The 17193-nt window shown below is 48.7% G+C and carries 15 protein-coding genes; 12 read left to right on the forward strand and 3 right to left on the reverse strand.

Annotation, left to right across the window (positions count from 1 at the left end; all coding sequences use genetic code 11):
• Positions 1–35 precede the first annotated feature (35 nt).
• Positions 36–1472 (forward strand): M56 family metallopeptidase, encoded by a 1437-nt coding sequence (locus tag J2Z65_RS14895; RefSeq protein WP_167054886.1) that lies wholly within the window; start codon positions 36–38, stop codon positions 1470–1472.
• Positions 1473–1650: 178 nt separating this feature from the next.
• A complete protein-coding gene (locus J2Z65_RS14900; RefSeq protein ID WP_167054884.1) occupies positions 1651–2094 on the forward strand; it encodes a DUF488 domain-containing protein in 444 nt (147 codons plus the stop codon).
• A 405-nt stretch (positions 2095–2499) separates the two neighbouring features.
• Here the strand turns inward: J2Z65_RS14900 and J2Z65_RS14905 are convergent, their stop codons facing one another.
• Positions 2500–4065, reverse strand: a complete 1566-nt coding sequence (locus J2Z65_RS14905) for a catalase (protein ID WP_167054882.1) — start codon at positions 4063–4065, stop codon at positions 2500–2502.
• Between the two features lie 157 nt (positions 4066–4222).
• Here J2Z65_RS14905 and J2Z65_RS14910 point away from each other — a divergent pair, with 157 nt between their 5' ends.
• The 4 genes from J2Z65_RS14910 to J2Z65_RS14925 all read left to right on the forward strand — a co-directional run bounded on the left by J2Z65_RS14910 (position 4223) and on the right by J2Z65_RS14925 (position 6529).
• Positions 4223–4564 carry a zinc ribbon domain-containing protein YjdM gene (locus tag J2Z65_RS14910; RefSeq protein ID WP_167054880.1) on the forward strand — a complete coding sequence of 114 codons (342 nt, stop codon included), beginning with the start codon at positions 4223–4225 and terminating at the stop codon, positions 4562–4564.
• A gap of 155 nt (positions 4565–4719) precedes the next feature.
• Positions 4720–5736, forward strand: a complete 1017-nt coding sequence (locus J2Z65_RS14915) for an SDR family oxidoreductase (protein ID WP_167054878.1) — start codon at positions 4720–4722, stop codon at positions 5734–5736.
• A 19-nt stretch (positions 5737–5755) separates the two neighbouring features.
• Entirely contained in the window at positions 5756–6124 is a 369-nt protein-coding gene (locus tag J2Z65_RS14920) for a DUF4180 domain-containing protein (RefSeq protein WP_167054875.1), read from the forward strand.
• Between the two features lie 36 nt (positions 6125–6160).
• Positions 6161–6529, forward strand: a complete 369-nt coding sequence (locus J2Z65_RS14925; RefSeq protein ID WP_167054873.1) for a VOC family protein — start codon at positions 6161–6163, stop codon at positions 6527–6529.
• Between the two features lie 64 nt (positions 6530–6593).
• Here the strand turns inward: J2Z65_RS14925 and J2Z65_RS14930 are convergent, their stop codons facing one another.
• Positions 6594–7436 carry an aldo/keto reductase gene (locus J2Z65_RS14930; protein WP_167055028.1) on the reverse strand — a complete coding sequence of 281 codons (843 nt, stop codon included), beginning with the start codon at positions 7434–7436 and terminating at the stop codon, positions 6594–6596.
• A gap of 287 nt (positions 7437–7723) precedes the next feature.
• On the opposite strand from J2Z65_RS14930, the gene J2Z65_RS14935 reads away from it, so the two are divergent.
• The 4 genes from J2Z65_RS14935 to J2Z65_RS14950 all read left to right on the forward strand — a co-directional run bounded on the left by J2Z65_RS14935 (position 7724) and on the right by J2Z65_RS14950 (position 13131).
• Complete coding sequence (locus J2Z65_RS14935; RefSeq protein WP_167054871.1) at positions 7724–8713, forward strand: substrate-binding domain-containing protein; 990 nt, start codon at positions 7724–7726, stop codon at positions 8711–8713.
• Positions 8714–8802: 89 nt separating this feature from the next.
• Positions 8803–10143: a sensor histidine kinase gene (locus J2Z65_RS14940; protein ID WP_338111613.1), complete on the forward strand. Its 1341-nt coding sequence runs from the start codon at positions 8803–8805 to the stop codon at positions 10141–10143.
• Position 10144: 1 nt separating this feature from the next.
• On the forward strand, positions 10145–11503 hold the full coding sequence (locus tag J2Z65_RS14945) for a response regulator transcription factor (protein WP_167054866.1): 1359 nt from the start codon (positions 10145–10147) through the stop codon (positions 11501–11503).
• A gap of 257 nt (positions 11504–11760) precedes the next feature.
• A complete protein-coding gene (locus J2Z65_RS14950) occupies positions 11761–13131 on the forward strand; it encodes a sugar porter family MFS transporter (RefSeq protein ID WP_167054864.1) in 1371 nt (456 codons plus the stop codon).
• Positions 13132–13146: 15 nt separating this feature from the next.
• Here J2Z65_RS14950 and J2Z65_RS14955 read toward each other — a convergent pair whose 3' ends face one another.
• Complete coding sequence (locus J2Z65_RS14955; protein ID WP_338111620.1) at positions 13147–14892, reverse strand: sigma-54-dependent Fis family transcriptional regulator; 1746 nt, start codon at positions 14890–14892, stop codon at positions 13147–13149.
• Between the two features lie 237 nt (positions 14893–15129).
• On the opposite strand from J2Z65_RS14955, the gene adh reads away from it, so the two are divergent.
• Together adh and J2Z65_RS14965 are read left to right on the forward strand one after the other, a co-directional pair.
• The gene (gene adh, locus J2Z65_RS14960) at positions 15130–16650 is read left to right on the forward strand and encodes an aldehyde dehydrogenase (protein WP_167054860.1); all 1521 of its coding nucleotides are present in this window, start codon (positions 15130–15132) and stop codon (positions 16648–16650) included.
• 12 nt (positions 16651–16662) lie between these two features.
• A complete protein-coding gene (locus J2Z65_RS14965) occupies positions 16663–17028 on the forward strand; it encodes a DUF779 domain-containing protein (RefSeq protein WP_167054858.1) in 366 nt (121 codons plus the stop codon).
• The last annotated feature ends 165 nt before the right edge of the window (positions 17029–17193 follow it).

Here is a 17193-nt window from a genome sequence, read left to right on the forward strand (position 1 = left end):
GGTTCCATTTCTAGGAAAGAAAGGAAAGGGTGAAAGTGAACCGAACCAATGAACTCCTCACGGGTCTTTATGATTGGATTTTGTCTGTGTCGGTCATGGCTGCCGTTACGGTCGTGTTGATCATGCTGGCCCAGCGCATCTTGCATAAACGGATAAAACCTAGATGGCAGTACCTCATGTGGTTGTTGGTGATAGTAAGACTGCTCTTACCTTGGGACCTGGAGAGCAATTTAAGCATTTATAATTGGCTAACGTACCCGGGTACGATTCACGAACTCGATCCAGCAGCTCAGTTAGGAACACAATCAGAACATGTTGTGATAGAGTCAGCAAAGGGTTTCTTCTATCGGTATTCGATGTATATATGGCTGCTAGGCACTGCAATTTTCGGGATCTACACAATTGTGATCAACCGTAGGTTTTCGTTGAAACTGACAAATGAAACGAGACCGATGACGGATATCGGTGTGCTGACATTGTTCTCTCAATGTCAAAAGGTAATGTCTGTACATAAACCTGTCGCGCTAGTCGTATCGGACAAATTAAGTACGCCGACGCTTTTTGGATTCAAGCGCCCTCGGTTAGTTATGCCGCAAACGGTTTTAAACAGCTTAAGCCAGGAACAGCTAAGGCATGTATTTCTGCACGAATTAGCCCATTGCAAACGCAATGATATTGGAATCAATTGGATCATGCAATTTTTGTTGATTATTCACTGGTTTAACCCTGTTCTTTGGTACGCACATCAGCGGATGCGTGAAGACCAGGAGATTGCAAGCGACGCTCTAGCGCTTACTTACCTTGATCCTGATAAAAGAGAAGATTACGGATATACGCTTATTCAACTACTTGAAAGCTGTGCACGTCCCGTGAGTGTGCCGGGCAATGTTAATTTATCCGGGAGCAAAGCACAGTTAAAAAGGAGGATTATCATGATAAAGCAGTTTCAATTTAACTCGTATCGTTGGTCGTTCGTTGGTTTAGCAGCCGTTCTCATCATTAGCGGATGTTCATTAACGAATGCAAAAGTGGATCAAAAGTCCGCGGAGTCAACTTCGTCGGTTGTTGATCAAAAAACTGTTGATCAAAAAACGACAGACACAAGTACGCCAAAACCGGAGACGGGCAAAACGACAGAATCGGGAACAGTCGTTGAAACAAAGCCTGGCGAAACGACCGCGCCAACGCCGTCAGAAGAGCCGAAGCCAACGTCGACATCCCCAGTCGTGAAGGAGACATCGCCGCAAACGGCAGCCCCATCTACGCCTGAGTTAAGGCCAGCTCCTACAGCAGCACCTGCTGGGCAGCGAGTAGAGGAATCAAGATCAGCGACTGCTGAGCAGCGGCGGGCAGAGGAATCAAGACGAGCGGCGGCAGCCGTGCAGCCGGTGAGCGAGCCAAGGCAAGCGCCAGTAGTGAAGCCAGCGGAGGAATCAAGACCGGCGCCAGTCGCTCAGGTAGTGTCGCAATGATGCTACGTAGCGGTTAGCTAAATACGAAGGCACCCTGGATGGGTGCCTTCGTCATTTTCTAAACTTGCAGCCTACCGTTCAAGCAGCTAAAGTTAAACAAGGCCCTACCTGAGTTGCCAGATGTCGAATGGATATACTAGGTGATGTCGCGGGGGAACAATAATAAGAGGTGAAAGTAATGAGAAACCTATATACGATTGGTTTTGCTGAGAAATCCTTACGGACCTTTGTGAATCATCTGCGCGAAAATCAGGTGACCAAGGTTGTTGATACTAGGCTGAATAATATATCGCAGCTAGCGGGTTATGCGAAAAAGGAAGATTTAACATACATTTTGGAGCTAGTGAACATCAAATATGCGCATGAGCTTGATCTAGCACCAACCAAGGAGATTCTGGAAGCGATTAAGAAGAAGCAAATCTCCTGGGGAGAATTTGAAAAAATCTATATAGACTTAATCGCTGAACGAAAGATAGAACGGAAGATAGATGTCTTTTTGGAAAAAGAAGAGGCCGTATGCTTCTTGTGCAGCGAACATAAGCCGCATCAGTGCCATAGAAGGTTGATCGCTGAATACTTAAGGGAGTTTAATAAGGATATCCAAATTCATCATTTATACTAAAGGGATGCAGAGCCAAACGAAAAAACATCAATCGGACATGAAGTCTGACTGATGTTTTTTGCTGTCCTGCCATCTCAAACTGGTCAACGGCCGCTTAACGTAGTACCGGTTTCAAGTAAGGTCTTCATGCCACGCGAATTTCGCCTCGTAGATGGCAAGCTTGTTGATCAGCGTGCTTGTTTCGATACTGGAACGCTTTTGCCTCAAATCCAAGCTCGATAATTTCTGATGAAAACGAACAAAGGAGATGTTGGAATGAAAACGATGGAACAGATGAATATAGAGACGGTAACAGCGTTTATTGAGGCTTTTTGGAATCAAAATTAGCGCCCTGTAGTTCCTTATCCCCAAAAAAGAGGGTACCCTCCGGTCATTTTCATGGCTTTTGGGTTACCCTCTTTTGTCCTAATATCCATCCGAACGTTTTCCGGCTTGCTCCGCTAGTTCGGCTCCTTCTTTGTTAGAGGATGAGCCCAAATGCTCAGACGTCGCCTTAGCCCGGGCGAGAGCTTCCGAGACACGCTTGCCATAATCTTGATCCGCATTGGTGAAATGCGTGAGCATCTTCTCCTGAATATGCGGCTTGCACACTTTGAGCGCTTCCGCCAGGTTCAAGATCAGATCCTCGCGTACCCACTCCTCAAAGCTGCGGTAGGTATCTCCCGCTTGTCCGAAGTCGTTGGTGCGGCTCAGCTTCTCACGAACGAGCTTAGCCTGATAGGCAGGCTCGTGCTCTTTGCCGGAAGGCGCAGCTTCTTTGAGCCCGCCGAGAGAGGAGGGCTCGTAGTTGACATGCGGGTTCTGCCCGGGGGCTTTATCGACGACGAAAGCCATCTGCCCATCCCGTTGATTCGTCGCGATGCGTGTTCGCGGGGCATTGATCGGAAGCTGCAGATAGTTTGTGCCGACCCTGTGGCGCTGGGTGTCGGAGTAGGAGAAGGTTCGGCCTTGAAGGAGCTTATCGTCCGAGAAATCCAAACCGTCTACGAGAACTCCTGTACCGAAGGCCGACTGCTCCACCTCGGCGAAATAATTTTCGGGATTTCGGTTCAGCACCATTTTGCCCACAGGAAGAAAAGGAAATTGCTCATGATCCCATAGCTTGGTAGGGTCAAGCGGATCAAAGTCGAGCTCGGGATGCTCGTCGTCACTCAATATTTGCACGCAGAGCTCCCACTCCGGATAGTCTCCACGCTCAATCGCTTCATACAAATCCTGCGTAGCATGTGAGGCGTTTTTGGCTTGAATGCGCTCGGCTTCCTGCTGTGTCAGGTTTTTCATGCCTTGTTTCAACGGCTGCCAGTGATATTTAACGAGAACAGCTTCTCCCGCTTGGTTGACCCACTTATACGTGTTTACACCTGAGCCCTGCATCTGCCGGTAGTTGGCCGGAATACCCCATGGGGAGAAGAGGAAGGTGATCATATGCGTAGCTTCTGGCGTATTGGAAACGAAGTCAAACATTCGCTCCGGGTTGGACAGATTAGTGACAGGATCAGGTTTGAAGGCATGTACCATATCAGGAAACTTGAGCGGATCGCGAATAAAGAAAATCTTCAGGTTGTTGCCGACCAAATCCCAATTTCCATCCTCCGTATAAAATTTAGTGGCGAAGCCGCGCGGATCGCGCAGCGTTTCAGGTGAATGACCGCCATGCACGACGGTAGAGAAGCGCACAAACACAGGCGTCTGCTTGCCAGCCTCTTGAAAAAGCTTAGCACGCGTATAGTTGGCAACCGGTTCATTGCCGACTTTCCCGTAGGCTTCAAAATAGCCGTGAGCCCCGGCGCCGCGGGCATGTACAACCCGTTCAGGGATGCGTTCCCGGTCGAAGTGGGATATTTTTTCGATGTAGTGGTAGTTTTCGAGTGTGGATGGCCCGCGATTTCCGACTGTTCGAATGTTTTGATTATCCGAAATGGGGTGGCCCTGTCGATTCGTTAGAGTCATATCCTGATTGTCCATATCCATTGAGCTGCATTCATCCTCCTTTAATCAATAACAGTAACTTTTGCTGAACGATGGAAAATTATTCTGGTCGTTAAGTTTTCATTTGGCCTGAAAATGTGCTTAAATCACTAGGAGGAATCATAGTAGAAATAAACATACGAAATGGAGTCAATCAATCATGTCGAATTTGCCAAACTGCCCGAAATGTCAATCTGAATACACATATGAAGATGGAAGCCTCTTGATTTGCCCGGAATGCGCGCATGAATGGAGTGGTAATGCGGACGTTGAATCCAAAGAGGATGTCAAGGTTGTAAGAGACGCCAATGGAAATGTCCTGAATGATGGAGATTCCGTCACGGTCATTAAAGATTTGAAAGTAAAAGGAAGCTCGTTGGTTATTAAAATAGGCACCAAAGTCAAAAACATTCGACTAATTGAGGGCGATCACGACATTGATTGCAAAATCGACAGTTTTGGCGCCATGAAGTTAAAATCCGAATTTGTTAAAAAGATTTAACTCAAAGACCGGCGAAGTGTATCTACTTTTTCTCGCCTTGTGTATTGCCTGATCGTCGGTTTTCCTAAGCGGGGTTAGCTGATCTGCATAGGAGGTTTAAAGAACGTTTATGGCGAATACATAGTGGAGTCGTTCAAGATTACCGGAGGTGGAAGATGAAAGCGCTATTTATTGGAGGAACAGGAACAATTAGTTCGGCAATTACGAAGCAGCTGCTAGAAAGTGGATGCGAACTTCATCTGCTGAATAGGGGCACAAGAAATGAATCCTTGCCGGCGGGAGCTAACCTGCTGACGGCAGACATTCGGGATGAAGAACATGTCGCTAGGCTAATTGAACACTTGGAGTTCGATGTCGTTGCGGATTTCATCGCGTTTGAACCGGCCCAGCTGGAGAGAGATTACCGCTTATTTCAAGGTAAAACGAAACAATTTATGTTCATAAGCTCAGCTTCTGCGTACCAGACGCCGCTGTCTGACTATAGAATTACGGAAGGGACGCCGTTGTCCAATCCCTACTGGGAGTACTCGAGGAACAAAATTGCCTGCGAAGAATATTTGATCAAGCAGTACCGTGACCATGGCTTTCCTATTACGATCGTTCGGCCAAGCCATACGTATGATGAACGTTCCATCCCTCTTGGCGTGCATGGCAGTAAGGGGAGCTGGCAGGTTGCTCAGCGCATGTTGGAGAACAAACCCGTTATCATTCACGGGGACGGGACTTCCCTGTGGACGATGACGCACAATAGCGATTTTGCTAAGGGCTTTATTGGCCTCATGGGCAATATTCATGCCATTGGGGAGTCCGTACATATCACTTCCGATGAAACGCTGACCTGGAATCAAATTTATGAATCCATTGCCGATGCGCTAGGGGTTAAGCTCCAGGCAGTCCATGTTTCATCTGAATTTTTGGATGCATGCAGCAAGGAGAATTACAGAGGCGGCTTGCTCGGGGATAAGTCGAATTCCGTCGTCTTTGATAATGCTAAGCTGAAGCGGCTTGTTCCCGAATTCGTTGCCACTACCCGGTTCGATCAAGGGATCAAGGCGACGGTTGCCAACATTCTGGCTCACCCCGAATTGCAAAGGGAAGATCAGGAATTCGATCAATGGTGTGACAAGGTCATTCATGCTTTGGATGTGGCCGTTAAGGCAATTAGGGAATAGGGTCAAAGGTGGATGGAAAATGAACATAACGGTTGATATTAGAAACAACTCCAAGGTTGCTATTGTGGAGAGCGATGGAATTCTTATAAGCGACGTGCAAGAGGCATTGGACTTCATGGCGTCTGTTCGATATACGGAAGATTGCCATAAAATTTTGATGAGCAAATCCAACATGACGGAAGACTTCTTCGAGCTCAAAACCCGGCTTGCGGGTGACATTTTGCAGAAGTTTACGAATTACCAGGTGAAAATCGCCATTGTTGGGGATTTCGACGTGTATGATAGCAAAAGTTTGAGGGACTTTATCTATGAATGCAACCAAGGCAGCTCCTTCTTCTTCTTCAAAGAGAGAGAGGCAGCGCTTGACGCTCTGCATAATGCCGGTTAACCATGATAGTTAGAATAGCTGTCGGAGGGATTCTTAATGAGCAAGGTGTTACGCTTTGAAATGCAAGTACCGGACCCGGAAAGAATGATTGAGTTCTATTCGAAAGCATTCGGATGGAAGTTTTCCAAATTCCCGGGACCGCAAGATTACTGGTTTATTCAAACCGGAGAGACGGATGAAAAAGGCATTGACGGTGGGTTAATGAAGTCCCCTGACGGTGCTGCCAGAACGGTAAATTCGATCGAGGTTTCCTCGATCGATGATTACTTAGCCTCCATTACCGCGAATGGAGGAACCATAGTTGTTCCCAAAATGAGTATGCCAGGAATGGGATACCTCGCGTATTTTACGGACCCTAGCGGCATGATACTGGGTGTTTCGCAAGCGGACCCGAACGCACGGTAAAACAAAGAAAAGGCACCTATTCCTCCATCTTTGGAGGGAACGGTGCCTTTTTCATTAGGGCAGATTAAAAATCAAAGTTGTCTGGATCTGGTCCAACGCGGCGATTCTCGTTCAATACATCGATACGAGTCATCTCCTCATCGGTTAATGAGAAGTCGAAGACGTTGGCGTTATCGATGATGCGTTGTTCTTTGGTAGACTTCGGAATCGTCACAATGCCATGCTGAAGATCCCAACGGAGAATGACTTGCGCAACCGATTTCCCGTGTGCAGAGGCGATTTCGCCAAGAACCGGATGATCGAATAGTTGCCCCTGCATGAGCGGAGACCACGCTTCTAACTGAATGTTTTGCTCTTTGCAGTAATTCAGGAGCTCTTTCTGCGTCAGGAGAGGGTGAAGCTCTACTTGGTTCACCATAGGCTTGATTTCCGCGTCTTTCATCACATCTTCAAGATGGTGGATTTGGAAGTTGCTGACGCCGATTGCTTTCACGCGGCCCTCTTTATACAAAGTTTCCAAAGCACGCCATGCTTCTTTATATTTCCCTTTAACCGGCCAATGAATGAGATATAGATCCAAATAATCCAGTCCCAGCTTGGATAAGCTTGCTTCATAGGCGGCAATTGTCGACTCATAACCGAGATCGGCGTTCCACACCTTGGAGGTTACGAACAAGTCCTCTCTAGCGAGTCCTGTTTCAGAAAGCGCTTCGGAGATGGCTTGTCCGACGCCTGTTTCATTTGCATAAACGGCTGCAGTATCAATGCTGCGGTAGCCGTTGCGGATTGCCGCTTTAACGGAGCTTATGACCTCGGAACCCTCTTCTACTTTGAAAACACCCAGCCCAAACCAAGGCATCTGGATGCCGTTGTGCAAGGTTGTTGTGGATTGTAAATGGTTTGCTATCATGCTGACTTCCTCCTCAAAATAAATGTGTATATATTGGCGCAGGGCGCCATCGCTTGAAATCATTCAACATCATTCAACATCATCAGTATGATGTCACCTGTTGGCAAATGTTATTATGAACGATCTATGTGATAATGAATAGTACGTACTTTTTAGTACCATAGGTACCTTGAAGTCCTATAGGTACTCAAAAGTACCTAAGAAGAAGGGCAGTTTGCTTCAGGTATATCTCATAGAAGGCGCGGCCAAAATGAATGTGATAAAATGCCGGATGGAGGTGCTCCTTGTCGAAAAAATATTGGACGCTCGGAATGGCGGGCATTGTACTTATCTTTTGTTTTTTTATCTTTCAGTTTCTATCTTCCACATGGAAGATTGACCATCTGGTTAAACAAATGACACCCGGCAAGGCAGGGAATGAGGCAGATAAGCACGTTGTACTTATCGCGCAAGAGCAGGACAACCCTTTCTGGAGGACGGTGGAAAAAGGGGCAAGAGAGGCTGCGGCGCAGCTGGGTATGCAAATCGATTACATGGGTCCGATTCGTATCAATCCTGCCGAACAAACGAGTCTCTTGGAGAAGTCGATCGCTGCCAAGCCAGATGCTATTTTGCTACAAGGCATTAAAGAGCAGTCCTACGAACAGTTAATTAATAAGGCAGCAGATTTAGGTATCCCCGTAATTACAGTGGATGCGGATGCGAGAGCGAGCCGGCGACTCGCTTATGTAGGAACGGATAACAGGGAAGCGGGCAAACGCATGGGAGAGCTTGTGGTGAATGAAGCGGGAGGGAAGGGCCGCATTGGGGTCATCATCGGAAGTGAACAGGCGGATAATCAACAGCTGCGGTTGGAAGGACTCCGTTCCATGATCGCCAATCACAAAGGTTTCGAGATTGTCGCTGTTCGCTCATCGAATATTTCAAGAATTCATGCGGCTAAACAGACAGAGGCTATGATGACCGAGAACGCCGGTATTCAAACCATGGTAGGGCTTAGCTCCTTGGATGCTGCCGGGATTGTAGAAGGGCTAAAGGCTGTGAATAGGTCCGATATACGCGTTTTCGGATTTGATGATTTAGATGAGACGCGGCAGGGGATCGCACAAGGAGACATTACAGCGGCTGTCGTTCAGCACCCCCAAGAAATTGGAGCGAAGTCGGTGCGTCTGTTATCAGAGTTTTTGAAGGGGAACTCCCTTGACGCAGAGTACTTTACCACAACGGATATTTTGGATCGAAAAGGTCTTTCTTCGGCTGTGAGTTCCCCATGAATATACGAAGAATGCTTTTTATTGTCCTACCTTTGCTTTTTATATTGAATAACGCTGTCTCTTATTTCATTTTTCAAAGTGGAAGAACGGTGCAGCAGAGTTACATCGTTATGCTGGATCGTGTACTATTATACAAGCAGATTGCCGAATTAACGCATGACAACCTCCGTGCAATGAATAAATATGTAGGAGATCGAAGTAATGCCAGCCTTAAGGCATACACCGATCAGAAGGATGAGCTGAATCGCTTGCGCGAAGGCTTGACTGCACGAAGCACGATTCCAGCGGCGGGTCTTACCATCAGCAGCTTTCTTAATATGATCGAAACCTTTAACCGGCAAGAAGCGGATGTTATCAAGGCTTTAGATAGCCAAGGCTCCTTGGCCTATGCGGCATTCTATGAAGAGGCGGAGCAAACCGCCGCGTTTATCCAAGATGAAGGGCATCATCTCATCGATGTGGAGCTCAGCTACTATCAGCCCTTCTATCGGCAAATTCTTGTTCAAACGGAAATGATGAATCATTGGGGCGTTGCGATTTTCATCCTTAATACGCTAATCAGCGTCGTGTTTGCTTATGCCATCTCCCTGGGGATTACCCGGCCGATTCAGCAGTTGACACATGCCGCGCAGCAAATAGCAGGCGGAAATTTGCAAGCGGATTCTCCACAGATAGGCGCTCAGAACGAATTCGGTGTTTTATCTACAGCATTTAAGCGTATGCAGGGCAATTTACAAGACCTTATTCTGAAAGAGAAAGAGAGCTTGGAGAAGGACAAGCTGGTCAAGGAGCTGGAACTGGAGGTTCTGCAAAACCAGATAAACCCCCATTTTCTCTTCAACTCCTTGAATGTGCTATCCAAGCTTGCTTTGATTGAAGGCGCTGAACAAACAAGTGATCTAACCGTATCCATGTCGAACCTTCTTCGGTATAATCTTCGAAATCTGGATCGCCCGGTAACACTTAGGGATGAGGTCGAGCATGCGAAAGAATACTTTGCGATCCAACAGGCCCGCTTTCGCGACCGCATTCAGTTTGTAACAGAGATTGACGAAAAGGGACTTGATGTAAGTGTTCCTACGCTTACTTTGCAGCCCATCCTGGAGAATGTTTTTGTTCACGGGATTGAGGGGATGGAGCAAGGGGCTAAGCTGAAGCTGACGATTTCGTGCGGCGCTGGGGAGATCATAGTTGCAATCTCCGATAATGGGATCGGTATGAGCGAGGAGGTTCGTCAATCCTTGCTTCATTTGGATGGGGGAGCACCGGTTAGCCAACATACTGGGCAGTCTACCGGCTTAGGTACCCGCAATGTGTTTAAACGGCTCGAATTATTTTATGGAAAAAAGAATCTTGTCGACATAACGAGTGCGCCAGGCATGGGGACGACAGTCCTAATCAGACTTCCTGTCGCTGGAAAGGAGGGATGACATGTATCGTTTATTGATCGCTGACGATGAAGCCTTGGAAAGAGAAGGCATCGAATGGATTGTTACCCGGATGATGCCGGATACGTTCGAAATCATTCATGCGGAGAATGGACGTATCGCCATTCAGAAAGCGGAGGAGCTGCGACCGCATATCATTCTGATGGATGTCAAGATGCCGGGCATTCATGGCCTAGAGGCCCTTAAGGAAATTAAAGCGCATCATCCGCAAATTAAAATGGTTCTGGTTACAGCTTATGAATATTTCGAATATGCCAAAGAGGCTCTATCTTTGGGGGTAAAGGAGTATGTGGTCAAACCGGCTAAACGGGATCACATCGTCGCCCTCCTGCAGCGATTGGTTGCCGAGATCGAGCAGGATCTAAGAAAGCGGGACGAGGAGCTTGCGATGCGGGATAAGCTCTTTCAGCTGCTTCCGCTCGCGGAAACGGAATTGGCTTTGGTTTTTATGTCGGATCAAGTGAACGAACTGGAAGCCGGGAATTTAGCTGAGCTTTTGGGCCTATCCATCAATCAGGGGTGTGCAGTCGTTCTCGCTTTACCGGAACTCGGGCATATCTCCGAAAGGGAGTTAGGTCAGGAAAAGAAAAGGATTTACGAATCGGTCAAAACCATTGCCAAAGGTGTTGCCAGAGATAGGATTGGCTGCGTAGTCAGTTCTATGGTCTATTGGCATATGGCGATTTTCCTTCTGGAGAAGCCCCATAGGAAGGGTGAGATGCTGGGGGACGAGGCTCAGGACCTTGGCATCAAGCTGTTAGAACAACTCCGCGTACAACGCAATATCGAAGCTGCAATAGGCATTGGTTCCGTGGGGGAAGGGGTCGAGGGGATCAAAAGATCCTATTTTGAAGCTGTATTTGCTTCCACCTACCATAAAAAGTGGGGAACACTCTGTCGCTTCGGCGATCTTCACATGGTTTCCATGGAAGGGCAGCGGGAAGCGGCAGAAAAGAATACGGAACGTACCTACGTGGAATTGGCGATCAAGCAAATTCGTGAGGAACGTGAACAGCGGACATGGAGCGTTGTAGACAATGCCATCACATTCATCAAAAGCAAATTTCATGAGGATCTATCGCTTGAAGAGGCGGCGGAGCACGTCCATTTGAACCCGTATTATTTCAGTAAAGTATTCAAGCAGCAAACGGGGGAAACCTTCATCGATTATGTAACAGGGCTGCGAATTGAAAAGGCCAAAGCTTACATTCGCGAGGGGCAGCTCAGTCTGAAGGAAGTTTGTTATGTTGTAGGGTATAAGGATCCTAATTATTTCAGCCGGGTGTTTAAAAAGGTAACAGGAGCCACGCCTACGGAGTACCGCAATCAAGTTAATGATTAAGTCCATGCAGAGCTGCATGGACTTTTTTGTTGTGGGCGGGCAACATTGTGCTAGTCTGCGATTTTGTTTCGCACCGGCATACCGGGGGGTCAAGATTATGCTGGAATACACCAATTAAGTGCAGGGAAATGAAGCCAAGCTTGCCCAAAACACATGATATAATGAGCCTTGTTCACAGGAGTTCATCGGTTATTTCATCATAAATAAAGGACCCGCATGAAGGTGTGTGCGGATATGTCGGAAAGGATTCAATCAGCATGAAGTACGTCACACTTGTTTCGATGGTTGCCGCTTTGGGCGGTTTATTATTTGGATTCGATACAGCTGTTGTGTCTGGAGCAATCGGTTTTATGAAAGAACGCTTCAATCTCAGTGAAATAGAAGTAGGCTGGGCGGTCTCGAGCTTGATTATCGGTTGTATTATAGGAGCTGCTAGTGCAGGTGTGCTGGGAGACAGGTTCGGACGGAAAAAAGTGCTGCTTCTGGCCGCATTGTTATTCATTATCGGCTCCATCGGCTCCGCGATACCGGATACGTTCACCGGTTATATTATTGCCCGCATCATTGGGGGATTAGGGATTGGGATTACGTCTACGCTATGTCCGCTCTACAACGCGGAAATTGCGCCTGCCAAGTATCGCGGTCGTCTAGTAGCGTTGAATCAGTTCGCGACCGTAACGGGCATATTCCTTGTCTATTTCATTAATTTGTGGATTGCCGGGTACGGCGACGACGCATGGGACGTTTCTACGGGGTGGCGGTGGATGTTTGGTTTCGGCGTGATTCCAGGACTGATATTCTTCGTACTTCTCTTCTTTGTGCCTGAGAGCCCGAGATGGCTGATTAAGCAGGGAAAGGCAGCGGAATCCCTACCGATCTTACTTCGCATTCACGGCGAGGAGCTAGCCAGACAGGAAGTACTGGAGATCAAGGAATCCTTCAAGCAGGAAAGCGGATCGATCCGTCAGTTATTCAGTCCTGCCTTGAAGCTTGCCCTCATCGTAGGCGTAGGCTTGGCTGTACTTCAGCAAGTTACGGGGATTAACGCGATTATGTACTATGCCCCGGAGATATTTAAGCAAACAGGAGCAGGTACCAATGCCTCATTAGTTCAGACCATTCTGGTCGGGCTGATTAATTTTCTTTTCACCATTCTTGCGATATGGCTTATCGATAAAGTGGGACGGAAGCCGCTTTTGCTTGGAGGATCTGCTTTAATGACAGTGTCACTCTTTGTTATCGGTTTGCAATTTCATTCTGGAGAGCCTTCAGGACTTCTGGTGCTGATTTTTATTTTGCTGTATGTGGCTGCTTTTGCTATCTCGCTAGGACCGGTTGTATGGGTGCTTATATCTGAAATTTTCCCGAACCGTATACGCGGGAAAGCGACGGCGATTGCTTCAATGGCACTTTGGATGGCGGATTATGTCGTATCTCAAACCTTTCCGCCGATGCTTAGTTCTGCCGGTCCAGCCATGACTTTCTGGATATTCGGCTTCATGTCTCTGTTTACGTTCATATTCACTTGGCGGGTTGTACCTGAGACGCAGGGGAAATCGCTGGAGGAAATTGAATCTTTATGGTCTGCCAAAAAAATAAATGTGACGCAAAAACTGCCGGAAGCTTAATTCCGGCAGTTTTGTTCATGTGATCCCGTATTCCTCCATTTTACGGTATAAGGTCGTTCTCCCGATCTTCAGTTTGGCGGCCGCTTTGCTAAGGTTCCATTCCGAGGCCTTCAGCGCCCTCTTGATCGCTTTAATCTCCGCATCCCTCAGAGTGAGCGGATCATCATCGCCTGACGTTTCAGTGTCACTTTCATCGGAAGCTTCAATCATCAGATGCTCAGCGTCAATCGCCTGATCTCCGGCCAGAAAGACAGCTTGCATCAGAATGCCGCTAAGCTCCCTAATATTGCCCGGCCAGCTGTAGGCAACAAGCTTACGCTTGGCTGCTTCCGTGAAGACGGCGCGACACGAAGTGTGCTTCTGGAGCAAGTGAAGGGCCAGGGTCAGGATATCGCTCCTTTCCCGTAAAGCAGGAAGGGTGATGGGGATCCCCTTTAGCCGGTAAAAGAGATCGGCCCGGAAGGTGCCGGCCTTCACCTCAGCGGCCAAGTTTTTATTCGTTGCCGCAATCACGCGAATATCAATGGTTTTGCTCTTCGTGCTGCCAACCGGAGTAATTATTCTCTCCTGAAGCACGCGCAGTAGAGCAGCTTGCGCCCTAAGCGGCATGTCACCGATTTCGTCGAGGAAAATCGTGCCCTTGTGCGCGGCTTCGAACTTCCCGGCGTTGCCGTCTTTGTTCGCGCCGGTGAAGGCGCCGCGCGCATAGCCGAACAATTCGCTCTCGATGAGGCTGTCCGGGATAGCGCTGCAGTTGAGCGCAACGAAGGGCTCTGACGAACGCGGGCTTGCGGTATGGATGGATTGTGCGAAAAGCTCCTTCCCGACGCCGCTTTCACCCAGCAGCAGAACAGGGAAGTCGGACGCTGCGGCTTTCTGGGCCAGCTCTTTCTTCTGAAGGAACGCCGGACACGTGCCGACGATATCTCTGAACGCATACAGTGGCTGCCCGGCTCCTGTCGTCTTCCGAATGGAGACCGACTGCCACAACTTCTGATGCTCGTTATGTATAGTTTCGACGGCAAAGCCATCCAGCTTCGTGAAGGATTTGCCAATGATGTCGCTTCCCATTATGCGCATGGCCGCATGGTTCGCGCGAAGGATGCGATTATCCCGGCTGAGCGACAGCAGAGGCAGTGGATGATGCAATGAAGAGTGCTCAAGTTCTCGCAGGGTGATAAGGTGTTCCTTCTTCGATTCCTCCAGCAAAATCTTATTTTGCACAGATTGAGCGGCCAAACAGGCGAGTGTGAAGGTATAGTCGTGGTAATTCTCTTGCTTGCCGCTAATATTGACGATCCCGATAAGCTCGCCGATCGCGTTGAAGATGGGGGCTGAGGCGCAGGTTAAGAAGTGGTTAGCGATAAAATAATGCTCTTCGGCATGCACGCGAACCGGTTTCCTCTCCGCGAGCGCGACGCCAATCGCATTGGTTCCTTTTCTGCATTCGGCCCAATTGGCACCTGTCTGAAGCTGAACGGCTAACGCCTTGCGGGAGAAGTCGATATCCCCGGCGGTGTGGATAATGGTTCCTTCCGGATCGATCAGCAGTGCCATCTGGCCCGACTGCTTGATGCCGGTGTGCATGTGTTCAAATATTTGCTCGGTGTATAGAATCGTTTGTTCATTCTGTTTGAGTAGAGATTGCATGTGATTTCCAGTTAGAATGTCATCGTCAATGGGGTCGGTGGGCACTAAACCAAATTCGTGACAGCGCTTCCAAGAGGCTGCCGCTGCTTCTGATAAAACGTTGTTTTCCACGGATAGCAAAAAGATCACCTCCATTGCAATCGTTTCTTATCCGATCATACCATAGTTGCTTTTATTAATGGAGGGCTGGAAGAAAGAATGTCCCAAAATGGAACACATCCCATGTATCAAATCGGAACAACTATCGGCTGGCACGTTCAAGGCAGCCTTGTGTGACAGCGTTCCGGCCGTTGGCACGATTCTTGCTTATTTAATTTATGTAATCCATTTTAAGGAGGCTGAGCTTTTATGATTTATGCACAACCTGGACAAAACGGATCCAAAGTAACATTCAAAAAACGGTATGAAAACTTTATCGGCGGAGAGTGGGTAGCACCTGTTAAAGGCCAGTACTTTGATAATCCTTCGCCTGTCAATAATCGCGTTTTCTGCGAAGTTCCGCGCTCAACCTCTGAGGATATCGAGCTGGCGTTAGACGCGGCACACGCTGCAAAGGCTGCATGGGGGCGCACATCGGTAGCGGAGCGCGCCGCTATTTTAAATAAAATTGCTGACCGTATGGAAGCTAATTTGGAAATGCTGGCGGTTGCCGAGACCTGGGATAACGGCAAGCCGGTTCGGGAAACGCTCGCGGCCGACCTGCCGCTGGCGATCGATCATTTCCGCTATTTTGCAGGAAGTATCCGCGCGCAAGAAGGTACACTCAGCCAATTGGAAGACAATATGGTGGCTTATCATTTTCATGAGCCGCTGGGCGTCGTCGGTCAAATTATTCCGTGGAACTTCCCGCTGCTTATGGCGACTTGGAAGCTTGCCCCGGCTCTTGCCGCCGGCAATGCCGTCGTTCTGAAGCCCGCTGAGCAAACGCCGGCTTCCCTCTTGGTGCTGCTGGAGTTGATTCAAGATCTGCTGCCTCCGGGTGTCGTCAATGTCGTGAACGGCTTCGGACTCGAAGCAGGGAAACCGCTTGCTTCAAGCAGCCGAATTGCCAAGATCGCCTTTACCGGCGAGACGACAACTGGCCGCTTAATTATGCAGTATGCTTCGCAGAATCTGATACCGGTTACCTTGGAGCTGGGCGGTAAGTCGCCGAATATTTTCTTTGAGGATGTACTCGCACGCGATGACGCTTTCTTCAACAAAGCGCTTGAAGGCTTCGCTATGTTCGCCCTCAACCAAGGGGAAGTGTGCACGAGCCCGTCACGCGCGTTGATTCAGGAATCGATTTACGATCAATTTATGGAGAGGGCCTTGAAGCGGGTTGCTGCGATTACGCAGGGCAATCCCCTTGATACCGCTACAATGATTGGCGCACAGGCTTCCACCGAACAGGTTGAGAAAATTATGAGCTACATCAACATTGGTACGCAGGAAGGCGCAGAGTGCCTGATTGGCGGAGACCGGGCAAAGGTGGAAGGGGAGCTTTCCGACGGCTACTACATACAGCCAACCGTTCTGAAAGGGAATAATAAAATGAGAATCTTCCAAGAGGAGATTTTCGGACCGGTGCTTTCGGTCACGACGTTCAAGAACCAGGAAGAGGCGCTGGCGATTGCCAACGACACGCTTTATGGTCTTGGCGCTGGTGTATGGACGCGCGACATGAATACGGCCTACCGGATGGGCCGCAGCATTGAGGCCGGCCGCGTTTGGACGAATTGCTACCATGCTTATCCGGCTCATGCAGCTTTCGGCGGCTATAAGAGCTCGGGCATCGGCCGCGAAAATCACAAAATGATGCTGTCGCATTACCAGCAAACCAAAAACTTGCTCGTCAGCTACAGTCCTGATGCACTGGGCTTTTTCTAAGAGAGCCGAGCGATGACTGAGGTGAGCAAGGTTGTTGCGACCGACGCGGCTTTAGAGCTAATTGAAACGGTTAAGGCCAAACATGGCCCCGTTATGTTTCATCAATCCGGCGGCTGCTGTGACGGCAGTTCTCCCATGTGCTATGCGCAGGGGGAGTTTCTGGTTGGCGACAGCGACGTATGGTTGGGTGATATAGGCGGCGCTCCCTTTTATATGAGCAAGTCGCAGTACGACTACTGGAAAAATACGATGCTTATTATCGATGTGGTGCCTGGTAGGGGCGGGATGTTTTCGCTCGAGGGACCGGAGGGACGGCGGTTTCTGACGCGCTCCAGAGTATTTACGGAGGAAGAGCGGCGTGTGCTGGGCTTGTTGTGAACGGAGTCTGGAATTACGAAGTGTGCGGCTTTTGGGGATAGAAGTCTTTGGGACTTATTTATTGGATTTGGGGTGAGCGAAGCTCACCCCTTTTATTCGTGATGGCGTTTGAAGTAAATATGCGAATATACTAGAGGTAAGCGATTACATAGTTTGGAGGAGCGC

The organism is Paenibacillus aceris (assembly GCF_017874035.1).
Classification (GTDB): domain Bacteria; phylum Bacillota; class Bacilli; order Paenibacillales; family NBRC-103111; genus Paenibacillus_E; species Paenibacillus_E aceris.

Coding starts and splice junctions, on each gene's coding strand:
- J2Z65_RS14905 (WP_167054882.1), bottom strand. CDS start 4,065: ATGGATATGGACAATCAGGATATGACTCTAACGAATCGACAGGGCCAC.
- J2Z65_RS14910 (WP_167054880.1), top strand. CDS start 4,223: ATGTCGAATTTGCCAAACTGCCCGAAATGTCAATCTGAATACACATAT.
- J2Z65_RS14965 (WP_167054858.1), top strand. CDS start 16,663: ATGACTGAGGTGAGCAAGGTTGTTGCGACCGACGCGGCTTTAGAGCTA.
- J2Z65_RS14920 (WP_167054875.1), top strand. CDS start 5,756: ATGAACATAACGGTTGATATTAGAAACAACTCCAAGGTTGCTATTGTG.
- J2Z65_RS14925 (WP_167054873.1), top strand. CDS start 6,161: ATGAGCAAGGTGTTACGCTTTGAAATGCAAGTACCGGACCCGGAAAGA.
- J2Z65_RS14900 (WP_167054884.1), top strand. CDS start 1,651: ATGAGAAACCTATATACGATTGGTTTTGCTGAGAAATCCTTACGGACC.
- adh (WP_167054860.1), top strand. CDS start 15,130: ATGATTTATGCACAACCTGGACAAAACGGATCCAAAGTAACATTCAAA.
- J2Z65_RS14945 (WP_167054866.1), top strand. CDS start 10,145: ATGTATCGTTTATTGATCGCTGACGATGAAGCCTTGGAAAGAGAAGGC.
- J2Z65_RS14950 (WP_167054864.1), top strand. CDS start 11,761: ATGAAGTACGTCACACTTGTTTCGATGGTTGCCGCTTTGGGCGGTTTA.
- J2Z65_RS14915 (WP_167054878.1), top strand. CDS start 4,720: ATGAAAGCGCTATTTATTGGAGGAACAGGAACAATTAGTTCGGCAATT.